Genomic DNA, 22,078 nt, shown 5'->3' on the forward strand with positions numbered 1-22,078 from the left:
GATCAATACAAAATCTCTGAGGTTCAGCGGAACCAGACTGCGTTGTTCCCTTAATCATAACGCGGGCCCTTTCTAACTAAGATTGTGGTGTATGAGGTTTGATACTTTATCCATAAAATGGATAGGCGTGTACACACTCGATTACTTGCGCCTCGGTTGTTTCGCTCCAAACGGGCCCAGCGGAGCGTTCTTGATAGTTGCCTTGCCACTTCCATCGAGCGTCACCTTTTTTTCTCCGTTGTTTGAAAATTTCAAAGCAACAGGTTCATTGGCAAGAACATTGCCGTCCGCGTCGACGTATTCGATTTCCAAATCGCGTTTCATATTGAGCTCAGAAATTTTCATGGCAATATCTACGCCGGGCACACTGACTGGCGAGGTCAGCTCCTTTCTGGTCGCCTTAAAGTCCACCTTCCCCGGCGCATGCACCTCAATATTCCCGCCCTCGAGCTTGATATAAGCCCCCTGCGCCGTCAGCAGCACATGCTTCTTCGGTGCGGATATCGCCACCGTCTTGTTGACGCTCCCAACCGTCAACGTTTTGTCCGCAGTCAGCGATGTCGTACCGGACTGGCTTTGGCTGCTGACCTTGCCACTGGCCGCATGCAGCTTGAGCCCCACTTCCTGATTCGGCTTCGTTTTGTTCGAGGCTTTCCCGTAGGTGAACAGACTGATGCCGCCAACGACGAGCGTGGAGGAAGCGCCTTGCGCCGCGAAATTGATGTCCTGACCCGCACCGATACTGCCCGTCGTCCCAGCAGAGAGAACGACATCCGCAGACGTGCCGGCAACAATGCCAGCCGGACTCGACAACTGCAAATGCGGCTCGCTATAGGCAGCGACCTTCCCCTGTTCACCGTCATCGACCGCATTGACGACCTCAGCGCTGTGGCTCATCTGCTTGATTGCCAGGAGCTCGGCCGGCTCGGGCTCGTTCTTCAGCCTGGCGTTATGCTTGTGCGCCTGCGTCGCCAGGTCTGTCTGCAATTGCAGGCTCTCTCCAATCTGCGACACCGCCTCGCGCGAGTCGAGCTGGCTGCCGCTACCGCCATTGCGCGCATCGGCCGACAGCAGCAATCCCTGCCCTGCCCGCAGCGCTACGCTCTGCGCCGTCTTCAATTCCGCGCCGAAGCCGGCCACGCCCAACAGCGCGTTGTCGCTTTGATGCCTCAGCTGCCCCAGGTTCAGTTCGGCGGCGCCGTCGTGCGGCTTCGTATGCCGTTGCAAGGCCAGGCGCGCCTTGCCCGGGCTGTCGTCGAAAACCAGCTGACTGTAGGCGCCAGTGCCGTCCTGGCTCGACTGCATGGCTTGGGTCTTGATCCCGGACAGCACTGCCGGGTGCGCGTTGCCCGCACTCTCACCGGGGAACCACGGTGATGCGTTGCCTGTCGCCGCACCGCCGCCATGCGCGAACTGGTTGTGCTGTGCATCGGGCTGGCCACGGCCGTTGTAGAGGCTGCCGATGACGACGGGCCGGTCGATGTCGCCTTCGAGGAAGTCGACCAGCACCTCCTGGCCGATGCGCGGCACCATGTGGCTGCCCCAGTTCGCCCCGGCGATCGGCGTGGCGACCCGGACCCAGGTGCCGGCGGTGTCCTTGCCCGGCGCACCGGTATGCCCCTCGGGATGCGGATGCGTCGCGCGGCTGTGGCTGGCGGCGCCACGTTGCCAGTGAAACTGCACTTTGATGCGGTGATCGCGATCGGTGTGGATCACCGCACCGGGCGGCCCGACAACGATGGCCGTCTGCTGGCCACGCACGGTCGGACGCGGATGCAGCAGGCGGCCGTGCTCGTCGGCACCGCTGCTGCGGTAAGGCGTGCTGGCTGGGATGGCGTCGATGCGGTTGCGGTACAGGGGCCGGTCCTCGCCGGATGAGCGTGCTGCACGCAGGCCGGGTTCGTCTGCAGCAGCCAACGCGACGGCACCTTTGCCCAGCAGCTTCGCCACGCTGCCGAGAAAGTCGGCACTCAGGTTGTTGTGCATCAGGTGGACGGTGCGCACGATCGCGAACGTACGCGCGTCATCACGGTCCAACTCATCACACTTCGCGTGGCCATGCACGGTGAACGTGGTGCCTGGAGTGAAGGTGCGCACTGTACCGGCAGCAACATGCACCTGCTGCCCCGCCTCCAGCGCCTGCACCTGGTTGCGCGCAATGCGCTCGGCGTGTTCGCGGGTCGGCCAGGCATACACGCCCGGCGCGTCGCGGCTGGCGAGGGGCGGCGCATCGGAACTGGCGGCGCCGATGCTGGCCTGGCGCTGGCGCACCGTGCGGTAGTCCCAGCTGCCGAGTTCGATTGCATTGGTCGCCAGGCGTGTCTCGACGCGCCAGCGGTCGATGCTGTCGGCGCGCATCACGGCGCCGGGCTGCGTGAATTCGACCGTGGCCTGGGCATTCGGCGCGAAGGCGCGGTTGTGGTCGGCGATCACCAGCGTGTGGCTGCCGAGCGACGGGCTGTTCGGCGCGCCGCTATGCTCGAAGAAATAAAACAAGCCTTCCTCGAACATCAGGCGCTCGGCAAACGCGAGGTCGCTTTCCTGGTACTGCGTGCTCAAGCTGCGCTTCGGATACACGCTGCGGTCGGCCACCTCGAAGCGCCATGCAGGCGTCAGGGTGCCTCGTGCATAGCTACGAAACACGACATCGAGGATATCGAGCACCGTCATGTCCTGGAAAATGCGGCTGTCACGGCCAAGTGAAAGGAAACGGCTCCAGGGTTCGAGCGTCAGCACATAGCGGGCGAAACCGCCGTTCGCGCCCGTTATTTCCGCAGCGGTAATGTGGCCGTGAAAAGGTCGCAAGCCGTCCACTGTCAACAATTGCAGCAGCGCAGGCTGGCCAAGCAGGCTTTTCAGGGGGATATGCGCATCGGGCGACAAGGCATCGATGCGGAAGGTATAGCCCCGGCTGAGGGCTTCTTCCCCGCGCACGCATTCGGCCAGCAGGTCCGCACCGGCCGGCGTCGACAACCTGAGCAGACGCGTGTTCTGCGTAAAACGGGCAAATGACCGGAGGAGTTCGACGGCGCGTGCCTGCTCTGACATTTTTTCCCCTATGAATGCATCGCGCATCAACCCTTATGCCAACGAATTGTGAGCGCATACAAAACCGAACCCAGCGATTACATGTCGAGAGTGGGGTTTTGCTATTGAGGAAGATCAGGCGGTTTGCCGGGAAGCATGCAGTGCGACGTGGGCGCCACATCGCGTTCAGCAGGAAGGAAGGTATTAGTTCGGAAAGATCCGATTTTCAAAATAAAAAGCGCTGCCACGTTTCCGTGCAGCGCTTCCGAGTGTCGAGCGATACAGCAATTACTTGTTCAGATCCCGCCCACCAAATGCGTTCGGCAGCTGGCCCGCGGCGGTCGTCTCGAAGATGTCGCCCTTCAGGTTGGTCAGCACGACCGGCAGCTCGTTGCCGCCAAGTTCGAGGATGACCTGGCGGCAGGCGCCGCACGGGGCGATCGGGTCGTCGGTCTGGCCGATCACGGCCAGGGCCTTGAAATCGCCTGGCTTGTAGCCGTGGGCAATCGCGCTGAAGAAGGCGGTACGCTCGGCGCAGTTGCACAGGCCATAGGAGGCGTTCTCGATGTTACAGCCGCGGAAGATGCGGCCGTCCTTGCATTCGAGGGCGGCGCCGACCTGGAATTTCGAGTACGGCGTGTAGGCCAGTTCGCGCGCGGCGCGTGCTTCGTCGATCAGTTTTTCGTAGCTCATGTTTGTTCCTTCGCGTTTGCTTATGCGGGACGGATGGTGCGATGGATCATTGGTGCAGCGGCGGCTTTCTCAAGACCGATCTGGTAGGCGGCCTGCACCTGGCGCACGGCCTGCTCGGCAGCTTCCTGGGTGCGCGCGTGGACGGTCGCCAGCGGCTCGCCGACGGCGATCTCGTCGCCCAGTTCGACCAGGCCAGTCAGACCGACGGCGAAGTCGATCGTGTCTTGCGGACGCACGCGGCCACCACCCAGTGCGACCACGGCCAGACCCAGGCCACGGGTGTCGACGCTCGTCGCGTAACCGGCCTGCAGGCTTGGCACCGGCACGATGACGGGTGCGGTTTCGAGATAGGCGTCCGGCTTGTCCATCAGGTCAGCCGGGCCGCCGAGGGCCGCGACCATGCGTGCGAAGCGTTCTGCCGCCTCGCCCGAATCGAGGGCAGCCTGCAGCCTGGCGCGTGCTGCGGCGTCGTCGGCAGCCAGGCCCGAGATGACGAGCATCTCGGCGCACAGCGCCATCGTCACTTCGTGCAGGCGTGCCGGGCGCGCTTTACCGGTCAGGTAGTCGATCGCGACGCGCACCTCCACTGCGTTGCCGGCGGCGTGGCAGAGCGACTCGTCCATGCCGGTCAGGATGGCCGAGGTGCGGGTGCCGGCGCCGTTACCGACGCTGACGATGCTCTCGGCCAGTTCGACCGATTTATCGTAGCTTGGCATGAAGGCGCCGCTGCCGACTTTCACGTCCATCACCAGCGCGTCGAGGCCGGCGGAGAGTTTTTTGGAGAGGATCGAGCCGGTGATCATCGCCACCGATTCGACGGTCGCGGTGGTGTCGCGGATGCTGTAGAAGCGCTTGTCGGCCGGCGCCAGTTGGGCGGTCTGGCCGATGATGGCCACGCCGACCTCTTTGACGACTTTGCGAAACAGCTCGGGATCGGGGACGGTGCTGTAGCCGGGGATCGAGTCAAACTTGTCGAGCGTGCCGCCGGTGTGGCCAAGACCCCGGCCCGAGATCATCGGCACGAAACCGCCGCAGGCGGCGATCATCGGTCCGAGCATCAGCGAGACGACGTCGCCGACGCCGCCGGTCGAGTGCTTGTCGACCACCGGGCCTGGCAGGTTCATCGATTTCCATTCCAGGACCTGGCCGGAATCGCGCATCGCCAGCGTGAAGGCGACGCGTTCATCCATGGTCATGTCGTTGAAATAGACGGCCATGGCGAGGGCTGCGATCTGGCCCTCGGTGACGGAATTGTCAGGGATGCCGCGTACGAAGAACTGGATTTCTTCGGCGCTGAGCGTGCCGCCGTCGCGCTTTTTGCGGATGATTTCTTGGGGGAGGAACATGAAAGCTCTCTTGAAAAATAAAACGACGCAGGGTGAACGGGATACCCGTTCACCCTACCGTCACAGTTTTTGACGTGACCGTTTTCACATACGAACGCAACAGGATCTCGAGAAACCGTAGAGAGCGGAAGGAGTGTTTGCCGAGAAGCGGAGCTGTACAGGCGTACAGCGAGCATCGCAGGCAGACAATCCGACGCGCAGTAGGTTTACCGAGGTTCCACTACACGCCGTAGGGGATCCAGACGTTCTTGACCTGGCTTGCGTGCTGCAGCACGACACGGCCGCAGGCCTGCTTGGCATCGAACCAGTCACGGCCCTTGCCGCCGCCGACCCAGGTGCGCTTGAGCGTTTCCGATGACAGGCGCTCGACTTCGGCGCAGCCCTCGAGCGAACCGTCATGACGCCACAGCGCATCGACGTCGCCGTGCGTGGCCAGCGTGCGTGCCAGCTCGTCGGCCGAACCGGTGACGATGTTGAGCGCGCCGCCCGGCAGGTCGGAGGTGTCCAGCACCTGATACAGGTCGGTCGCAGCCAGCGGATGCGCTTCCGACGGCACGGCGACGACGCGGTTGCCGAGCGCCAGCGCAGGCGCGACGAGCGAGATGAAGCCCAGCAGCGGGTTCTCGTTCGGGCAGATCACGCCGATCACGCCGACCGGCTCGTTCAGCGCGACGGTGATGCCGTGCATTGGCGGCTGGTGGGCCTGGCCGTCGTACTTGTCGGCCCATGCGGCCCAGTAGAACAGGCGTTCGATCGAGGCGGCCACTTCGCGCTGCGGGTCGCGCACGCCGGTCATGGCGCCAAGGCGGGCTGCAAATTCCTCGGCGCGGATGGCCAGGTTTTCGGCGATGTAGTACAGCACTTGCGCGCGGTTGTGCGCGGTGGCTTTCGACCAGCCGGCGGCCTTGTGCGCGGCTTCGACGGCGTTGCGGATGTCCTTGCGGTTGCCTTCTCCGACATCGGCCAGGAAATCGCCGTTCGCGCCATTGATCGCGCGGCTGTAGGCGCCGTCAGGGCGAGCCTGCTTGCCGCCGATGTACAGCTTGGCGGTGCGGTCGACCGCGAACGGGTTGCCGCCCTCGGCCTGACGCGCTTTAACTTTTTCGGCGACGATCGGCGCACTTGGACGCGCATCCTCCGACAGCGGCGTCAGGTACTCGTACATGCCCTCTTTGCCGCCTTCGCGGCCGAAGCCCGATTCCTTGTAGCCGCCGAAGCCGCAGGCTGCGTCGAACTGGTTGGCGGTGTTGATCCACACGACGCCGGCCTTGATCTGCGGCGCGACGTCCAGGGCGAGGCTGATCGATTCCGACCACACGCAAGCGGCCAGGCCGTACACGGTGTTGTTCGCGAGTTGAACCGCTTCACCCGGGGTGCGGAAGCTCATGGCGACCAGCACCGGACCAAAAATCTCGGTCTGCGACACGGCGGCCGAGGTCGAGGCGCCGGTGATCAGGGTCGGCAGGTACCACGAGCCGGCAACAGGCGCTTCGCAAGCCGGCTGCCAGATTTCGCAACCCTCGGCACGGGCGGCTTCGACCAGGCCGTGGATGCGCTGCTGCTGCACCGGATCGACCAAAGCGCCGATGTCGTTCGATTTGTCCAGCGGCGAGCCCACGCGCAGGTTTTGCATGCGGGTCTTGATCTTGGCGATGAAGCGGTCGTAGACCGATTCCTGCACCAGGAGGCGCGAACCGGCGCAGCAGACTTGCCCCTGGTTGAACCAGATCGAGTCGACCAGGCCTTCGACGGCCGCGTCGAGGTCGGCGTCGTCGAAGACGATGAAGGGCGATTTGCCGCCCAACTCCAGGGAGAGCTTCTTGCCGCTGCCGGCGGTGCTCTTCCTGATGATGCGGCCGACTTCGGTCGAACCGGTAAAGGCGATCTTGTCGATGCCAGGGTGGTTCACGATCGCTTCGCCCACGCGGCCGTCGCCGGTGACGACGTTGACGACGCCGGCAGGCACGCCGGCCTGCTGGCAGATCTCGGCAAACAGCAGCGCGGTCAGGGACGTGTACTCGGCCGGCTTGAAGACGATGGTGTTACCGGCGGCCATGGCCGGTGCGATTTTCCAGGCCAGCATCAGGACCGGGAAGTTCCAGGGGACGATCTGGCCGACGACGCCGACGGCGCGGTAGTCGACGAATTCTTCCGACTGCAATTGGGCCCAGCCGGCGTGGTGGTAGAAGTGGCGTGCGGACAGGGGCAAATCCGCATCGCGCGTTTCGCGGATGGTCTTGCCGTTGTCGAGCGTCTCGAGCACTGCAAACAGGCGTGCGTGCTTTTGCAGCAGGCGTGCGATCGCGTACATGATCTTGGCGCGGCCGTGGCCGCCCATCGCGACCCAGCCCGGCTGCGCGCGGCGCGCGGCTTGCACGGCGCGGTCGACGTCCTGCGAGCTCGCCTGCGTTACCTGTGCCAGCTCGACGCCGTCGGCCGGGTTGTTGGTGGCGAAGGTGTCAAGGCCTTCGCTCCACGCGTTGTCGATAAAGAGGCCGAAGCGGCGTCCATGCTGGTCCAGCCACGCCTGTGCTTCTTTGGTGCTTTCAGGTGCGGGGCCGTAATCCATAGTTTGCAAAATCTCGTTAATTGTTGGCATGACGAATCCGTTCGGTATTTAAGGTTGCGCGTGGCGATGTGCGGCCGAATAGGCGCCGGTCACGTAGTGCTCGAGCTGGCGCTCGATGTCGGTCATCAGGCTGGATGCGCCGATGCGGAACAGGTGCGGCTGCAGCCAGTCGTTGCCCAGCTCTTCCTTCATGACGGTCAGGTACTGGAGCGCGGATTTAGCCGTGGACACGCCGCCGGCCGGCTTGTAGCCGACCTGGAAGCCGGTCTGCTCGTAGTATTCGCGGATCGCGCGGGTCATCACCAGCGACACCGGGATGGTGGCGTTGACGCCTTCCTTGCCGGTCGAGGTCTTGATGAAGTCGGCGCCGGCCATCATGCAGACCCACGAAGCCTTGGCCACGTTGTCCAGCGTGACCAGGTCGCCGGTGGCGAGAATGGCTTTCACGTGGGCCTCGCCGCAAGCCTGGCGGTAAGCCAGCATTTCGTCGTACAGCGCCTGCCAGTTACCGGTCAACACATGCTGACGCGTGATGACGATGTCGATCTCGGTCGCGCCGGCGGCGACACTCAACTCGATTTCGCGGATCTTGGTTTCCAGGCTCGACAGGCCGGCCGGGAATGCGGTCGACACGGCGGCGATCGGCAAGCGGCCTTGCAGCACCTTGACGGCCGGCCCGATCATCTCGTGATAGACGCAGACGGCGCCGGTGGTCAGGGATTCGAGGCCCAGGGCCTGCATCAGGTCGGCGCGCAGCGGGCGCATCGCCTTCATGCACAGGCGCTCGACGCGGCCAGGCGTATCGTCACCGCCGAGGGTGGTCAGGTCCATGCACTGCACGGCGCGGATCAGCCAGGCGGCCTGGTATTCCTTCTTCACCGTACGGCGATTGGCCAGGCTGGCGGCGCGGCGGTCGGCCGCATTGCGGTTGACCTTGATACTGTTTACCCAGCCGAGGTCGAGGCCGACGGCGGTATTACGTTTGAAGTCCAGGTTCTGGGTCATAGCAGTGCGGTTCCGTTGGAAAGAGGTTTGACGCCGAGGTGTTTTGCCAGCGTGGCGCCGATGTCGGAGAAGGTAGGCGCGATCGGCAGTTCCTGCGGCGCGACGTTCGGGCCGAAGAAGATCATCGGGATGTGTTCGCGCGTGTGGTCCGAGCCCGGCGCGGTCGGATCGCAGCCGTGGTCGGCGGTGATGACGACCAGGTCGCCATCCTTCAGTTTAGCGATGAACTCCGGCAGACGCGCATCCAGCTCGTGCAGCGCGTTCGAATAACCGGCGACGTCGCGGCGGTGGCCGAAGTGCATGTCGAAGTCGACGAAATTCACGAACGACAGCGACTTGGTGGGCGCTTCATCGGCCACTTCCAGCAGGCGGTCGAACAGCGCCATGTTGTCGACGCCCTTGATCAGGCGGGTGACGCCTTGCGCCGCGAAGATGTCGCTGATTTTGCCGAGGGCGATGACTTCGCCGCCTTCGTTGGCGACATGGTCGAGCAGCGTCGGCGCGGTCGGCGGCACGGCGTAGTCGTGGCGATTACTGGTGCGCTTGTACTTGCCGTTCGCGCCCAGGAAAGGACGCGCGATCACGCGGCCGATATTGTACGGCTTGACCAGTTCATAGGCCGCTTCGCAGACCTCGAACAGGCGATCGAGACCAAAATGCTCTTCGTGCGCGGCGATCTGCAGCACCGAGTCGGCCGAGGTGTACAGGATTGGTTTACCGCTGGCGACGTGCTCGTCGCCGAGGTCGTCGATGATCGTGGTGCCCGAGGCGTGGCAGTTGCCGAGCCAGCCGGGAACGCCGGTCAGCTCTTGCAGTTTATCCGTCAGCTCTTGCGGGAACGACGGTACCGTCTTTGGAAAGTAACCCCAGTCGAACAGCACCGGCACGCCGGCGATTTCCCAGTGGCCGCTCTGCGTGTCCTTGCCGGTCGACTGCTCGCGCGCGGCGCCCCAGGCGCCGGTAAAACCGTCGCGCTTTTCAAAACCGGCGGCCCATTCGCCGCTCGCCTTGTGCGCGGCGGCAGCCAGACCCAGGCGCTCCAGGTTCGGCAGCGACATCGGCTTGCCCTCTTTCGCGGCCCACTCGGCGATGTGGCCAAAGGTATTGGCGCCCGTGTCGCCGTATTGGTCGGCGTCGGGCAGCGCGCCCAGGCCGAAGGAGTCAAGCAGGAGAATGAATGCGCGTGACATGGCAGTCCTCGATTATTGAGCAGCGCGTGGGATGGCACCCAGGCGCTCGGTGAACGAATGGATCAGGGTGACCAGGTCCTTGGCGGCAATCGCCGCGTACTTCAGGGTCTGCTCGTGCGACAGCGCGAACGGCGACAGGCCTTCGGCCAGGTTCGTGATCGCCGAGATGCCGACCACTTTCAGGCCGCAGTGGCGCGCCGAGATCACTTCCGGCACCACCGACATGCCGACGACGTCGGCGCCGAGCGTGCGGAAGGCGCGGATTTCGGCGGCGGTCTCGAAGTTCGGGCCAGGTGCGGCCAGGTAGACGCCTTCGGCGATGGTGATGTTCTTCTCGACGGCGGTCGCTTTCACCAGCTCGCGCAGTTCGCTATCGTAGGCGTTGGCCAAGCTGAAGAAACGCGGGCCGAAACGGTCGTCGTTCGGGCCGGCCATCGGGCTGCCCGGCAGCATGTTGATGTGGTCCGTCAGGACGACGACACTGCCGGCATCGACTTCGGCGCGCAGCGAGCCGGCGGCATTCGTCACCAAGAGCATCTCGCAGCCGAGCAGTTTGAAGGTGCGTACGGCCGAGGTCATGACGTTGGCGCCATAGCCTTCGTAGAAGTGGCCGCGGCCCTTCATGCAGACGACCGGCACGCCGGCCAGGGTGCCCAGCACCAGTTCGCCGGCGTGGCCGTGCACGGTACTGATCGGGAAGCCCGGCAGTTCCGAATAGCTGATCGAGACCGCGTCCAGCATCTGTTCGGCGAGCACGCCGAGGCCGGAACCGAGGATCATCGCCACACGCGGCGCGAACCCTGGTTTGCGGGCGCGAATGATCTCGGCGGCTTCGAATGGAGTATTGCTGGACATGAGGTTTCCTTGTCGTGAATCTGAAAAGTGGGAGGCAGTCGTGCGGGCTGGCGCAGGAGCGGCCCGGCGCCGCGGAGGGGCGCGCAAAGCTAACGATTATGAGAACTATGCATTATCGGGATATGTATGGCAAATACCATTTCTCTTGCCCATTTATATGAGACGCGAATAAATCGGCGTGCATTGAGTCTGCATCAGCAAATAATGCGGTTGACTCGATTCAAACATTTGTCTAGCATTGGCAAACATTTGTTGAATAGTGCCTCGACCGTGACAGAACTCTCCAAAAAAGAACAGTTGTACGCGCTGATCCGTGCGAATCCTTTCATCGCGCAGCAGGAGATCGCCGCCGAACTCAAGCTGTCGCGCTCGGCGGTGGCCGGCTATATCGCCAGCCTGGTACGAGAACGGCGCCTGCTCGGACGCGCCTACGTCTTGCCCGACAACCGGCCGATCCTGTGCATCGGCGCGGCCAACCTGGACCGCAAGCTGCGCGCCTCGGGCACGCTGGCGATGGGCACCTCGAACCCGGCCAGCGCCATTGAATCCTTCGGCGGCGTGGCGCGCAACATTGCCGAGAACCTGGCGCGCCTCGGCGCGACGGTCGCCCTGATCACGGCAGTCGGCACTGACTCCTCGGGACGCGCCCTGCTTGACCATGCTGAAGAACTCGGCATCGACACGCGCGGCGCCTTGAAACTCGACGATGCCGGCAGCGGCACCTACACCGCAGTACTGGACAAGGATGGCCAGATGGTCGTGGCCCTGGCCGACATGGCACTCTACGACCGCATCAACCCGGCCTTCCTCGGCCTGCGCCAGCAGCAGCGCGCAACAAGCTCGCTGATCGTGGCCGACCTGAACCTGGGCATCGAGGCGATTCAAACGCTGCAGCAGGACGCGGCGCGCGACGGCGTCGACCTCGTCATCGTCGCGGTGTCGGAACCGAAGATGGAGCGGCTGCCGGCGTCTTTACAAGGCGTGCGCCTCTTGATCCTGAACGAAGGCGAGCTGGCTGCGCGCATGAAACGCGTTCTACACAGCGAAGAAGAACTGGGCGCCGCCTGTGCCGAACTGCAGGCGCAGGGCGCGCAGGATGTCATCGTCACGCTCGGTGCACGCGGCCTGCTGTTCACCAGCCCGGGCGGCGGCATCGAACGCCTGGAGGCGCCGCCTGCCGAGGTGGTCGACGTGACCGGCGCCGGCGACGCTTTTTCCGCCGCCGTCTGCCTGTCGCTGCAGGGCGGCTCCGAGCTCGCGCTGGCCTGCCGCCGCGGCCTGCAACTGGCGGCGTTGACGGTGGCCTGCGTTGATACCGTCTGCCCGCAATTGGCGCCCGAGTCCTTTGGCGCCCTCATTCAAGCTTAACTGGACTTACCATGCACTCTTTCCTGCTGCTCTCCCCCGAAATCGCCGCCGCCCGCAACGCCGGCCTGCCTGTCGTCGCGCTCGAGTCGACCATCATCTCGCACGGCATGCCGTATCCGCAGAACGTAGAAACCGCACGCAAGGTCGAGCAGATCATCCGCGATGCGGGCGCCGTGCCGGCCACGATCGCCATCATGGACGGCAAGATCTGCATCGGCCTGTCCGACGAGCAGTTGGAGGTGCTCGGCACCGCACCGGACGCCATCAAGGTCAGCCGGCGCGACCTGGCCTATGTGCTGTCGCAGCGCCTGCTGGGCGCGACCACGGTGGCGGCAACCATGATTTGCGCGCAGCTGGCAGGCATCGAAGTGTTCGTCACCGGCGGCATCGGCGGCGTGCACCGCGGCGCGGAGACCAGCTTCGACATCTCGGCCGACCTGCAGGAGCTGGCCAATACCAACGTCGCGGTGGTCTGCGCCGGCGTGAAATCGATCCTCGACATCGGCCTCACGCTCGAATACCTGGAAACGCATGGCGTGCCGGTGGTCAGTGTCGGCCAGCCCGGCTTCCCGGCCTTTTTCACGCGCGAGAGCGGTTTTACGGCCGACTTCCAGCTCGACAGCCCCGAGCAGCAGGCCAACTTCATCCGCACCAAGTGGCAACTGGGTTTGAACGGCGGCGTCGTCGTCAGCAATCCGGTGCCGCCACAATGTGCGATGCCGAAGGAAGAAATCGACCGCATCACCGATCAGGCCTTACATGAAGCGAGCCAGCAAGGCGTGACCGGCAAGAAGGTCACCCCCTTCCTGCTGGCGCGCATCAAGGAGCTGACCGAAGGGCGCAGCCTGGCGACGAACATCGCCCTGGTCGAGCACAACGCCCTGGTCGGCGCGCGCCTGGCCGTGGCACTGAACGTACACGCGGCGTAAATCCTCCACCATGTCGATCGACCTGAAACAGCTGAAATACTTCCTCGCCGTGGCCGAGGAAAAAAGCTTCAGCCGCGCCGCCGAGCGCCTGCACATCTCGCAGCCGCCGCTCTCCCAGCAGATCATGAAGCTCGAAGCCGAGCTTGGCGTGCGCCTGTTTGCGCGCACCACGCGCAGCTTCGAACTGACGGTCGCCGGCAAGGCGCTGATGGCGGAAGCGTCCGACCTGCTGGGCCGGATGCGCATGACGATCGACACCATCCGCCAGATCGACCGCGGCGAAGTCGGCCGCCTGCGCGTCGGGATCGTCGGCTCGGCGATGTGGGGGCCGATTCCAAGTCTGCTGGAACGCTTCCAGAGCACCTTCCCGAAGGTGACCTGGACGATTCACGAACTCGGTCCCGACGAGCAGCTCGAGGCGCTGCGTTCGAAACAGATCGACGTCGGTTTCTGGCGCGAGCCGCGCCTGGAAGAGGAAGCACTGAAGGGAGCGCACCTGCACCAGGAGCTGTGCTTCCGCGAAAACGTGTGCGTGGCCGTGCACAAGGGTCACGCCCTCGCCGGGCGCGATGCGATCGACCTGTTCGAGATCGCCAGCGAGCCGATGCTGACCCTGCACCTGAGCCAGTCGGCCGAGCCGCGCTACATGGTCCAGTGCTGCATCAACGCCGGCTTCCAGCCGACCATCTTCCAGGAAGCGGCCGAGCCGCAGACCTTGCTGGCGATGGTCGGTGCGGGCCTGGGGGTGGCCTTGATGCCGGAGACGACCAGCCGGATTGGCTGGCCGGGCGTGGTATTCGTGCCGATCCGGGAGAATGCGCCGTCGGCGAATTTGTACATCACGTATACCAGCCAGGACGATGCGCCGGTGGTCAGGGCCTTCCTCAAAATCCTGAAGCCCGACGGAGATGCCGGCGCAACGTAGCGGTCAGTGGGTAGCGCCGGTTACCTCAACCTGGCGATCACCACCCCACACCGCCACGTCCATCGCCACCTTCAATCCCTCGACGATCCGCGCCAGCGGCATCGACGGCGCTCCGTCGAACGCCGCCGCCTGCTCCGGCAGATACGGCACGTGCACGAAACCACCGATCACAGCGCGTCCCTGCAGGTGATGCAGCAACCCATACATCACGTGATTGCACACGAAGGTCCCCGCCGTCTGCGACACCGAGGCCCTTACATCGCGTTCGCGCAGCGCGCCGACGATCGCCTTCACGGGCAGCGTCGCGAAATAGGCCGCCGGCCCATCAAGGGCGATGGGCGCATCGATCGGCTGCTGGCCGTCGTTGTCAAACATCGGCGCATCGTCGACATTGATCGCGACGCGCTCGACGCTCAGGTCGGCCCGCCCGCCTGCCTGGCCGACACACAGTACGATGTCGGGCTTGATTTCGTCGACCGCGCCGCACAGCACCCGGTTGGCCAAACCGAACACGCAGGGCAGTTGCAGGATCTCGACGATGTAGTCCTCGCCCACCCACCCCTTGAACGAACGCACCGCCTCCCAGGCCGGGTTGATCGTCGCTCCGTTGAACGGCTCAAAACCCGTCAGCAGCACAGTTTTTTTCATGGCTATCGATTCATCAGGAAGTAGAGGAGGAAGATGTTCGCCGCCAGCAAAGGCAGCGCCGTCGGGATTTGCGCCTTGATCACCGCGTTTTTATCAGGCAACTCCAGCAAGGCTGCCGGGACGATATTAAAGTTCGCCGCCATCGGCGTCATTAATGTGCCGCAATACGCACTGAACATTCCGATGGCAGCCATGACAGCAGGATTCGCATCGTATTGTCCAACCAGCACGGGTACGCCGATGCCGCCCGCAATCACCGGGAAGGCCGCGAAGCCATTGCCCATGATGATAGTAAACAGGGCCATGCCGATGCAATACAGTGCCACCGCCGCAAAGCGTGAATCGACCGCGAACCAGGCAGTCGTCACCTGGGCCACCGCCTTGCCGACGCCGGCCTCGGCGAACAACAGGCCCAGCACCGCCAGCATGTGCGGCAGCGTCACCGCCCAGCTCATTGCATCGATCAGGCGCCGCGCCTCGCGCAGGCCCTGCACGGGACTGGCGCGCGTCAGCCAGCAGGCAGCGCCCAGCGCCAGCAGCGCACCCAGGCCGAGGCTGGCCAGCGTCAGGTGGGCCTTGTCGAACAGCGCGAACTGGCCGATGTGGACGTCTTTCAGCAACGTCGCGCCCAGCACCGTCACCAATGGAATCACCATCGCCGGCAGGAACAGGCGATGGCCCAGACGCGCAGCGCTGGCACTGCGTTCGCCCCCCTCCAGCGTGCCGTGCTTGCCGGGTTTGACGAGACCGCAGCCGGCCAGCAAGGCCATCGCGATCATGACGGCCCCGGCCAGGGCCGGCGCCATGAAGTCGCCCACTAAATAGACGGCCGCGTACAGTCCCCAGAACAGGGCGCTCGTGAAGCGCCGTGGATGGGCGCGATCCAGCGCCGTCAATAGTGCAACGAATGCCAGCAGCAGGCCGACCAGCAGGTACAGCAAATCGAGCGAAAAGATCACTTGCCCTCCCCTTCGCGCCGGATCGCGACGTCGAGCCGGCGCAGGTTCCAGCTATGGATCACGAAGGCGCATACCGCCGTCGGTATGCCCCACAGCGCCATGTGCAGCGGATCGACTTCGATGCCTTCGGCGCGCAGGATGGTCTGCATCAGGACAATCGCCCCGAAAGCGACAAAGATGTCTTCGCCAAAAAACAGGCCGACGTTGTCGGTTGCCGCGGCCATCGCGCGGATGCGGTAACGCAGGGCGTCGGACAGTGTGCCGTTGCGCGCCTCGGCCGCGCCTTCGGCCAGGGGCGCAACCAGCGGACGCACCATCGATGCTTGCCCGCCCAGGCTGGTAAGACCTGCGGCGGCCGAGGTCTCGCGCAGGAACAGGTAGACGATAAGGAGGCGCCCGGAAGTCGCCGAGCGGATCTTCGCGATGCTCGTCATCGCGTGTTCTTTCAGGCCGAAGCGCTCGAGCAAGCCGATCGCCGCCAATGGCAGCAGCAGCACCAGCGGCAGGTTGCGCGTTTTCAGGAAGGCGGTGCCGAGCGACTCGAGCACCGCCATGACCGGCATGGCGGCGGCGGCACCGGTGACGCCGCAGGCGGCCACGACCACCAGCACGGGATTCGCCCGCAGCAGGAAGCCGGCAGCGATGACGGCCACGCCCAGCAGCGGCCACAGGTTGACAGCGGTTTGCAATGCACTCTCCTTTTTAGCTGAGCGAGTGTAACCGAAGCAAGTTTGCGTGGACGAGCCGTCCTGCGACGACGCGCCTTCGAAAGATGGGCATTTTGTGGCGCCGCTGCCGCAGTCCACCCGCATCGGCTTGCGCACCCGCGCACGCTTGATCAGGCTCATACGTGATGCACGACCGACCATTAATCTCGGGGCACGAAGGGCAGGAAGCCTGCCATCCATAAAGAGATACCATGCGCCTGCCTGAATTGCTGGATGCTTTGCACCACGTCGCCCGACGAATCGGCCCGCTCGTCCTGTGCGCCACGCTGGCCGCCTGCGGCGGTGGCGTCTCGGTCGGCTTCGGCTTTTCGGACCACGATCACGACCGCCCGCACAAGCCGGACAATCCGCCTCCCCCAGCCAGCGAAACCGGTATCTTCCTGATCGCCGGCGGCCTGTGCCCCACCTGCGGCGGCTCCCTCGACGGTTCCGGATCGAACGCCCGTTTCGACGCTCCCGAAGGCATCGTCACCGCCCCCGATGGCAACCTGTATCTGACCGAGAAGAACAGCGCCACGATCCGCAAGGTCTCGCCACAGGGCGTCGCCGTCACATTCGCCGGCAGCGTGGGCGCGACTGGCAGCGCGGACGGCGCCGGGACCGGTGCACGCTTCAATGCGCCGACCCGGCTCGAGGCCGATGCCGACGGCAACCTGTACGTGACGGACACCGGCAACTCGACGATCCGCAGGATCAGCGCGGCCGGCGCGGTCACCACACTCGCCGGCGCGGCGGGCCAGTGCGGCAGCCTTGACGGCGACGCCCGCACGGCACGCTTTTGTTCGCCGCAAGGCATTGCGATGGACCGCCAGGGCACCCTGTACGTGGCCGATACCCTGAACCACACGATTCGCCGCATCGACCGCGCGAACGTGGTCACCACGATCGCCGGCGTGGCCGGTTCCTGCGGCAGCAACGACGGGCGCGGCGGCGCGGCGCGCTTTTGCGAGCCGCAGGACATCGAGGTCGACTCCGCCGGCTACCTGTACGTCGCCGATACGGCCAATTCGACCATCCGCGAAATCTCCCCCGCAGGCGAAGTGCGCACGATCGCCGGCGCGCCGGGACAATGCGGCAGTGCCGACGGCGTGGAAGGCAACGCGCGCCTGTGCCGCCCGGCGGGACTGGCACTCGATGGTGCCGGCAGCCTGTTCGTGGCCGACACCGGCAACGGCACGATCCGGCGCATCAACATCTCGAATGCGGTCAGCACCGTCATCGGCGTGCCGGGCACCCAGAACAACGTGCTCGGTCCCCTGCCGGGCGGGCTGAATGCGCCGCGCGGCATCACGGTGTTCGGCGCGGGCGCGCTGGCGGTCACTTCGCAGAATCTGGTGCTAAAGCTGGTGCCGAGTCCGCGTTAGAGCGTCTAACAAAGCTCCCAGGGCAAGGCGCATCGTCGAAGACAGTACGCCAGTACGGCGAGACGATGCAACGCAGCCATGGGAGAATTTGTTTGGCGCTTCTAGTCAGGACGGACCGGCGTTGCGGCGAGAGCGCCCACCACCGTGTTCCAGCGGCGCACGTGAAAAGCGCGCACCAGGCCGTTGGTGACATACGGATCGGTAGCGGCAAACATCTGGGGCGTCTGCGCCGAATCGCAGCTGAACACCAGCAAGGCGCGGTCGGCGGGATCGTCGAGCGCACCGGCAAGCACAAGTTCTCCGCGCTCCTGGGCTTCCCAGGCCAGCTTCAGGTGAGCATTGCGAAATTCGGCGCGGCGCTCCAAGTAATCGGGCGCGAGCTCATAGGTAAGCAGGAAATGCACAGGAATTCCTTTATTGTTGGACTGGCAATAGAGTCCATCCATGTTACCCGATGCCGCGCCCTGTTCTGTAGCGAAAAGCAGACTTACTTATCGACAAACGTTCATGCTGCAATGCATTTTTTCGCGCCGCACGGAACTTTCGATATCGACGAGGTAGACTGTGCTCATGAACACATCGAAAAAAATGGCGGCGGGGATGGCGGGATTCGCCGGCGTGTTGTGGCTGGGCCTCACGGCCGCGGTTGCCGCGAACCAGCGCCGGCTCGTGTTCAATCCGACCATCACCCCTGAAGTCAACAGCCCGCGCAGCAGCGCTCACCGAACCCGTCCGATCGTGCTGCGCGCGCGCGACGGTACCCGCCTGTGCGGCTGGCTGATGACGCCGCGCACGCTTGGCCCGCGTCCGGCCGTGCTGTATTTTGGCGGCCGCTCGGAAGAAGTCTCCTGGGTCGTGCGCGATGCCGGCACCTTGTTCCCGAACATGACGGTGCTGGCGCTGAACTACCGCGGCTACGGCAATTCGCATGGCATTCCCGACGAAACCCTCCTTGTCGAAGATGGCTGCACGCTGTTCGACTGGCTTGCCGCCCTCGGCCAGGTCGACGCGCGCCGCATCGCCGTCATCGGGCGCAGCCTTGGCTCCGGCGTGGCGGTGCAGGTCGCCAAGGAGCGCGCCGCCCATTCGGTGATCCTGATCACGCCTTACGATTCGATTCTGGCGATCGCCAAGAAAAAATTCCGTGCGATGCCGATCGAGTACATGCTGCGTCACCGCTTCGAGTCGATCAAGCATGCACCGGCGCTGAAGGTGCCGACCTATGTGCTGCGCGCGGAGGTAGATGACATCGTGCCGCACTCGCATACCGACCAGCTGTGCAACAAGCTGGCCAACCTGATCCTCGACGATGTCGTGCCGGGGTCGGACCACATGAACATCCCCTACCTGGAAGCGACGCAGAGCCGCATCGCCGGCTTCCTCGCGCAACGCTTCAGCCAGCCCCTGCCCCCGCCTGAGCTCATCCAAATTGTGGCTTGAAGGAAGAAAAATGCCGAAAGTGACAGGCATTTATATTTTCAGCGAATAAATTGCCAAGTAAAATCGTATTTGCCTTGCATTGGCAGGCTGATGCATATTTGGCAGCTTGAGCTGCGCAGGATGTTGCTACCCGCGCCCCGCAGTGCATGGCAGCCCTTTTCCCCCATTTGCTGTTGCGATGACGCGACAATTCGCGCCTGCAGCGTTTTGGGAAAGGCGGGGCGATACAAATCGTAACGACATGAAACGTCCGGGCCTGACACAATCCGCACGGCATCGTCGCCGCGCCCGCACCCACCTGCGATGGCGTGCCGAGCCTTGCCTCTAAGTTGGTCCTCCCAACGCAGCCGTTGCGGCGGGTACAATATCGAAATTCCAGGAGCTCATTCATGAAATTCAAGCAACTCAGCATGACGATCGCGGCTTTGTTCGTCGCCGGCAGCGCATTCGCGGCCTCGCCGGCAGGCGCCCCTGCGGGCGCACTGAAGCTGGGCATCGTCTACGATGCGGGCGGCAAGTTCGACAAGTCGTTCAACCAGTCCGCTTTCGAAGGCGCCGAGCGCTTCAAGAAAGAGACCAACATCCCGTACATCGAAGTCCAGGCGAATAGCGACACGCAAGCCGAGCAGGTGATGCGCGGCCTCGCGCGTAAAAAACTCGACATGATCGCCGCGATCGGCTTCTCGCAGACCCAGGCCGTGGCCAAGGTTGCCAAGGAATTCCCGAAAGTCAAATTCGTCCTGATCGATTCGATCGCGCCCGGCGCGAACGTGAACTCGATCATGTTCAAGGAACAGGAAGGTTCCTACCTGGTCGGCGTTGCCGCCGCCATGGCCTCGAAGTCCAAGAAAATCGGTTTCGTCGGCGGCATGGACATCCCGCTGATCCGCGCCTTCGCCTGCGGCTATAGCCAGGGCGCCAAGGCCCAGCTGCCGAAGGTCGAGATCATGTCGAACATGGTCGGCACCACCAGCGCCGCCTGGAACGACCCGGCCAAGGGCGGCGAGCTGGCACGCCAGCAATTCGACCGCGGCGCCGACGTCGTGTTCGCCGTTGCCGGCGGCTCGGGCATGGGCGCACTGCAGATGGCCAAGGAAAAAGGCAAGCTGGCGATCGGCGTCGATTCGAACCAGAACTACCTGCACCCGGGTTCGATGCTGACCTCGATGGTCAAGCGCGTCGACCTGGCGGTGTACGACTCGTTCATGCAAGTCAAGAACAACACCTGGAAGGCCGGCGTCACCCACAAGGGCCTGAAGGAAGGCGGCGTCGACTGGGTGCTGGACAAGGACAACCGCAAGGTCGTCTCGCCCGAGATCGAAAAGCGCGTCAATGGCGTGAAGGCCGATATCATCAACGGCAAGATCAAGGTCATCGACTACCGCGCAGGCAGCAGCTGCCCGGTTTAAAATTTTTAGTTCCACATGAGAGCGCGCCGCACCGGGTTTCCGGTCCGGCGCGCTTTTAAATGAATGCATTCACTTTATTAATACTCATCGCTATGCAGCCAGCCGTAGAATTTCGCAACATCAGCAAGGCCTTCGGGCCGGTGCAAGCGAACGCTGACGTCAGCTTCACGATCGCCAAGGGTTCCATCCATGGCGTCATCGGGGAAAATGGCGCCGGCAAGTCCACCTTGATGAGCATCCTGTATGGCTATTACCACGCCGACAGTGGCCAACTCCTGATCGACGGCCAGGCGCGTTCGATCCGCAACAGCCAGGAAGCCATCGGTCTCGGCATCGGCATGGTGCACCAGCACTTCATGCTGGTCGAGAACATGACCGTGCTCGACAACGTGATGCTCGGTGCCGAAGGCGGCTTCAAGCTCGCCGGCAAGCGCCCCGAAGTCGAAGCGAAGTTGCGCGAGATCTGCACCCGCTACCGCCTCGACGTCGATCCGCTCGCGACCATCCACGACCTGTCGGTCGGCGCCCAGCAGCGCGTCGAGATTCTCAAGCAGATCTACCGCAGCGCCAACATTTTGATTCTGGACGAGCCCACCGCTGTCCTGACCGCCCAGGAAACGGCTTCGCTGTTCGAGATCCTGCGTCTGTTCAAGGAGCAGGGCAAGACCATCATCCTGATCACCCACAAGCTGCAGGAGATCATGGACATCACCGACCAGGTGACGGTGCTGCGCGCCGGCCGCGTGTCGGGCGCCGTGACGACCGTGGAGACCTCGAAGGAGCAACTGGCCAACATGATGGTGGGCCGTCCGATCGAGGGCAACCTGCCGCGCAAACCCTTCAATCCGGGCGCGCCGGTATTACAAGTGGCGAAGCTGCAGCTGAAAGACGCGAACGGCGTCGGGCTGCTGGCCGACATCGACCTGAACGTGCGTGCCGGCGAAATCGTCGCCATTGCCGGCGTCTCGGGCAACGGCCAGAGCGAACTGATGGAAATCCTGGCGGGCATGCGCCTGCCGACGGCAGGCCAGGTCGCACTCGAAGGCAAGCCCCTGCCCTTTGGGCGGCGCACGAATGCCGACGGTTTGCCGGCCACCTTCCGCAACCTGGGCATCGGCCACGTGCCGGAAGACCGCCTGCGCGACGGCGTGATCAAGGATTTCTCGGTGATGCAAAACACCGTGTTCGGCTACCAGGAGCGCGTAAAAAATCGCTGGGGCCTGTTCGACTTCGACGCCATCGCCAAGCGCTGCGCGCACCTGCTGCAGGCCTTCGACGTGCGTCCGAATAATCCGGACCTGCGCATTGGCCTGCTCTCGGGCGGCAACCAGCAAAAGGTCGTGATCGCGCGCGAAGTCTCGGCGCAGCCGAAACTGCTGCTGGTCGGCCAGCCGACGCGCGGCGTCGACATCGGCACCATCGAATCGATCCACACCCAGTTGCTGCGCCTGCGCGATGAAGGCGTGGCGATCCTGCTGGTGTCGGTCGAACTGGAAGAAGTCCGGGCCCTCGCCGACCGCATCGTCGTCATGTCGGGCGGGCGCATCACGGGCGAACTGAATATCGACGAATTCGACACCACCCGCATCGGCCTGTTGATGGGCGGGATGCACAAGTCATGAA

Annotated in this window: 18 protein-coding genes; 7 read left to right on the forward strand and 11 right to left on the reverse strand. The window is 64.0% G+C overall.

Annotation, left to right across the window (positions count from 1 at the left end; all coding sequences use genetic code 11):
• Positions 1-141: 141 nt before the first annotated feature.
• From ACHAC9_RS08875 to xapA, 7 genes are all read right to left on the reverse strand, one after another.
• Positions 142-3,048 carry a type VI secretion system Vgr family protein gene (locus tag ACHAC9_RS08875; RefSeq protein WP_435759212.1) on the reverse strand — a complete coding sequence of 969 codons (2,907 nt, stop codon included), beginning with the start codon at positions 3,046-3,048 and terminating at the stop codon, positions 142-144.
• Positions 3,049-3,315: 267 nt separating this feature from the next.
• A complete protein-coding gene (locus tag ACHAC9_RS08880) occupies positions 3,316-3,720 on the reverse strand; it encodes a cytidine deaminase (protein ID WP_435759214.1) in 405 nt (134 codons plus the stop codon).
• Between the two features lie 20 nt (positions 3,721-3,740).
• A complete protein-coding gene (gene deoA, locus ACHAC9_RS08885) occupies positions 3,741-5,066 on the reverse strand; it encodes a thymidine phosphorylase (RefSeq protein WP_435759216.1) in 1,326 nt (441 codons plus the stop codon).
• 220 nt (positions 5,067-5,286) lie between these two features.
• A complete protein-coding gene (locus ACHAC9_RS08890; RefSeq protein ID WP_435759218.1) occupies positions 5,287-7,665 on the reverse strand; it encodes an aldehyde dehydrogenase family protein in 2,379 nt (792 codons plus the stop codon).
• A gap of 18 nt (positions 7,666-7,683) precedes the next feature.
• Entirely contained in the window at positions 7,684-8,640 is a 957-nt protein-coding gene (gene deoC / locus ACHAC9_RS08895; protein WP_435759220.1) for a deoxyribose-phosphate aldolase, read from the reverse strand.
• Positions 8,637-9,830, reverse strand: a complete 1,194-nt coding sequence (locus ACHAC9_RS08900) for a phosphopentomutase (RefSeq protein WP_435759222.1) — start codon at positions 9,828-9,830, stop codon at positions 8,637-8,639. The genes deoC and ACHAC9_RS08900 overlap by 4 nt, the downstream gene beginning before the upstream one ends.
• A 12-nt stretch (positions 9,831-9,842) precedes the next feature.
• Positions 9,843-10,685, reverse strand: a complete 843-nt coding sequence (xapA, locus tag ACHAC9_RS08905; protein ID WP_435759224.1) for a xanthosine phosphorylase — start codon at positions 10,683-10,685, stop codon at positions 9,843-9,845.
• Positions 10,686-10,955: 270 nt separating this feature from the next.
• On the opposite strand from xapA, the gene ACHAC9_RS08910 reads away from it, so the two are divergent.
• From ACHAC9_RS08910 to ACHAC9_RS08920, 3 genes are read left to right on the forward strand one after another with little or no spacing between them, the layout of a single operon-like run.
• Positions 10,956-12,053, forward strand: a complete 1,098-nt coding sequence (locus ACHAC9_RS08910; RefSeq protein WP_435759226.1) for a carbohydrate kinase — start codon at positions 10,956-10,958, stop codon at positions 12,051-12,053.
• Positions 12,054-12,064: 11 nt separating this feature from the next.
• On the forward strand, positions 12,065-12,982 hold the full coding sequence (locus ACHAC9_RS08915; protein ID WP_435759228.1) for a pseudouridine-5'-phosphate glycosidase: 918 nt from the start codon (positions 12,065-12,067) through the stop codon (positions 12,980-12,982).
• Positions 12,983-12,992: 10 nt separating this feature from the next.
• Positions 12,993-13,907 (forward strand): LysR family transcriptional regulator, encoded by a 915-nt coding sequence (locus tag ACHAC9_RS08920; RefSeq protein WP_435759230.1) that lies wholly within the window; start codon positions 12,993-12,995, stop codon positions 13,905-13,907.
• A gap of 3 nt (positions 13,908-13,910) precedes the next feature.
• Here the strand turns inward: ACHAC9_RS08920 and pcp are convergent, their stop codons facing one another.
• The 3 genes from pcp to ACHAC9_RS08935 are packed head-to-tail and all read right to left on the reverse strand — an operon-like array spanning position 13,911 to position 16,203.
• Positions 13,911-14,555 (reverse strand): pyroglutamyl-peptidase I, encoded by a 645-nt coding sequence (gene pcp, locus ACHAC9_RS08925; RefSeq protein ID WP_435759232.1) that lies wholly within the window; start codon positions 14,553-14,555, stop codon positions 13,911-13,913.
• A gap of 2 nt (positions 14,556-14,557) precedes the next feature.
• Positions 14,558-15,514, reverse strand: a complete 957-nt coding sequence (locus ACHAC9_RS08930) for a DUF979 domain-containing protein (protein WP_435759234.1) — start codon at positions 15,512-15,514, stop codon at positions 14,558-14,560.
• Positions 15,511-16,203 carry a DUF969 domain-containing protein gene (locus tag ACHAC9_RS08935; protein ID WP_435759236.1) on the reverse strand — a complete coding sequence of 231 codons (693 nt, stop codon included), beginning with the start codon at positions 16,201-16,203 and terminating at the stop codon, positions 15,511-15,513. The genes ACHAC9_RS08930 and ACHAC9_RS08935 overlap by 4 nt, the downstream gene beginning before the upstream one ends.
• Positions 16,204-16,433: 230 nt before the next feature.
• On the opposite strand from ACHAC9_RS08935, the gene ACHAC9_RS08940 reads away from it, so the two are divergent.
• Complete coding sequence (locus ACHAC9_RS08940; RefSeq protein WP_435759238.1) at positions 16,434-17,606, forward strand: SMP-30/gluconolactonase/LRE family protein; 1,173 nt, start codon at positions 16,434-16,436, stop codon at positions 17,604-17,606.
• A 101-nt stretch (positions 17,607-17,707) separates the two neighbouring features.
• Here the strand turns inward: ACHAC9_RS08940 and ACHAC9_RS08945 are convergent, their stop codons facing one another.
• Complete coding sequence (locus ACHAC9_RS08945; RefSeq protein ID WP_435759239.1) at positions 17,708-18,010, reverse strand: YciI-like protein; 303 nt, start codon at positions 18,008-18,010, stop codon at positions 17,708-17,710.
• A gap of 166 nt (positions 18,011-18,176) precedes the next feature.
• Here ACHAC9_RS08945 and ACHAC9_RS08950 point away from each other — a divergent pair, with 166 nt between their 5' ends.
• From ACHAC9_RS08950 to ACHAC9_RS08960, 3 genes are all read left to right on the forward strand, one after another.
• Positions 18,177-19,046: an alpha/beta hydrolase gene (locus ACHAC9_RS08950; protein ID WP_435759241.1), complete on the forward strand. Its 870-nt coding sequence runs from the start codon at positions 18,177-18,179 to the stop codon at positions 19,044-19,046.
• A 389-nt stretch (positions 19,047-19,435) separates the two neighbouring features.
• The gene (locus ACHAC9_RS08955; RefSeq protein WP_435759243.1) at positions 19,436-20,455 is read left to right on the forward strand and encodes a BMP family lipoprotein; all 1,020 of its coding nucleotides are present in this window, start codon (positions 19,436-19,438) and stop codon (positions 20,453-20,455) included.
• Between the two features lie 92 nt (positions 20,456-20,547).
• Positions 20,548-22,077: an ABC transporter ATP-binding protein gene (locus ACHAC9_RS08960; RefSeq protein ID WP_435759245.1), complete on the forward strand. Its 1,530-nt coding sequence runs from the start codon at positions 20,548-20,550 to the stop codon at positions 22,075-22,077.
• The last annotated feature ends 1 nt before the right edge of the window (position 22,078 follow it).

It is taken from the genome of Massilia sp. CMS3.1 (assembly GCF_051262535.1).
GTDB lineage: Bacteria > Pseudomonadota > Gammaproteobacteria > Burkholderiales > Burkholderiaceae_D > Telluria.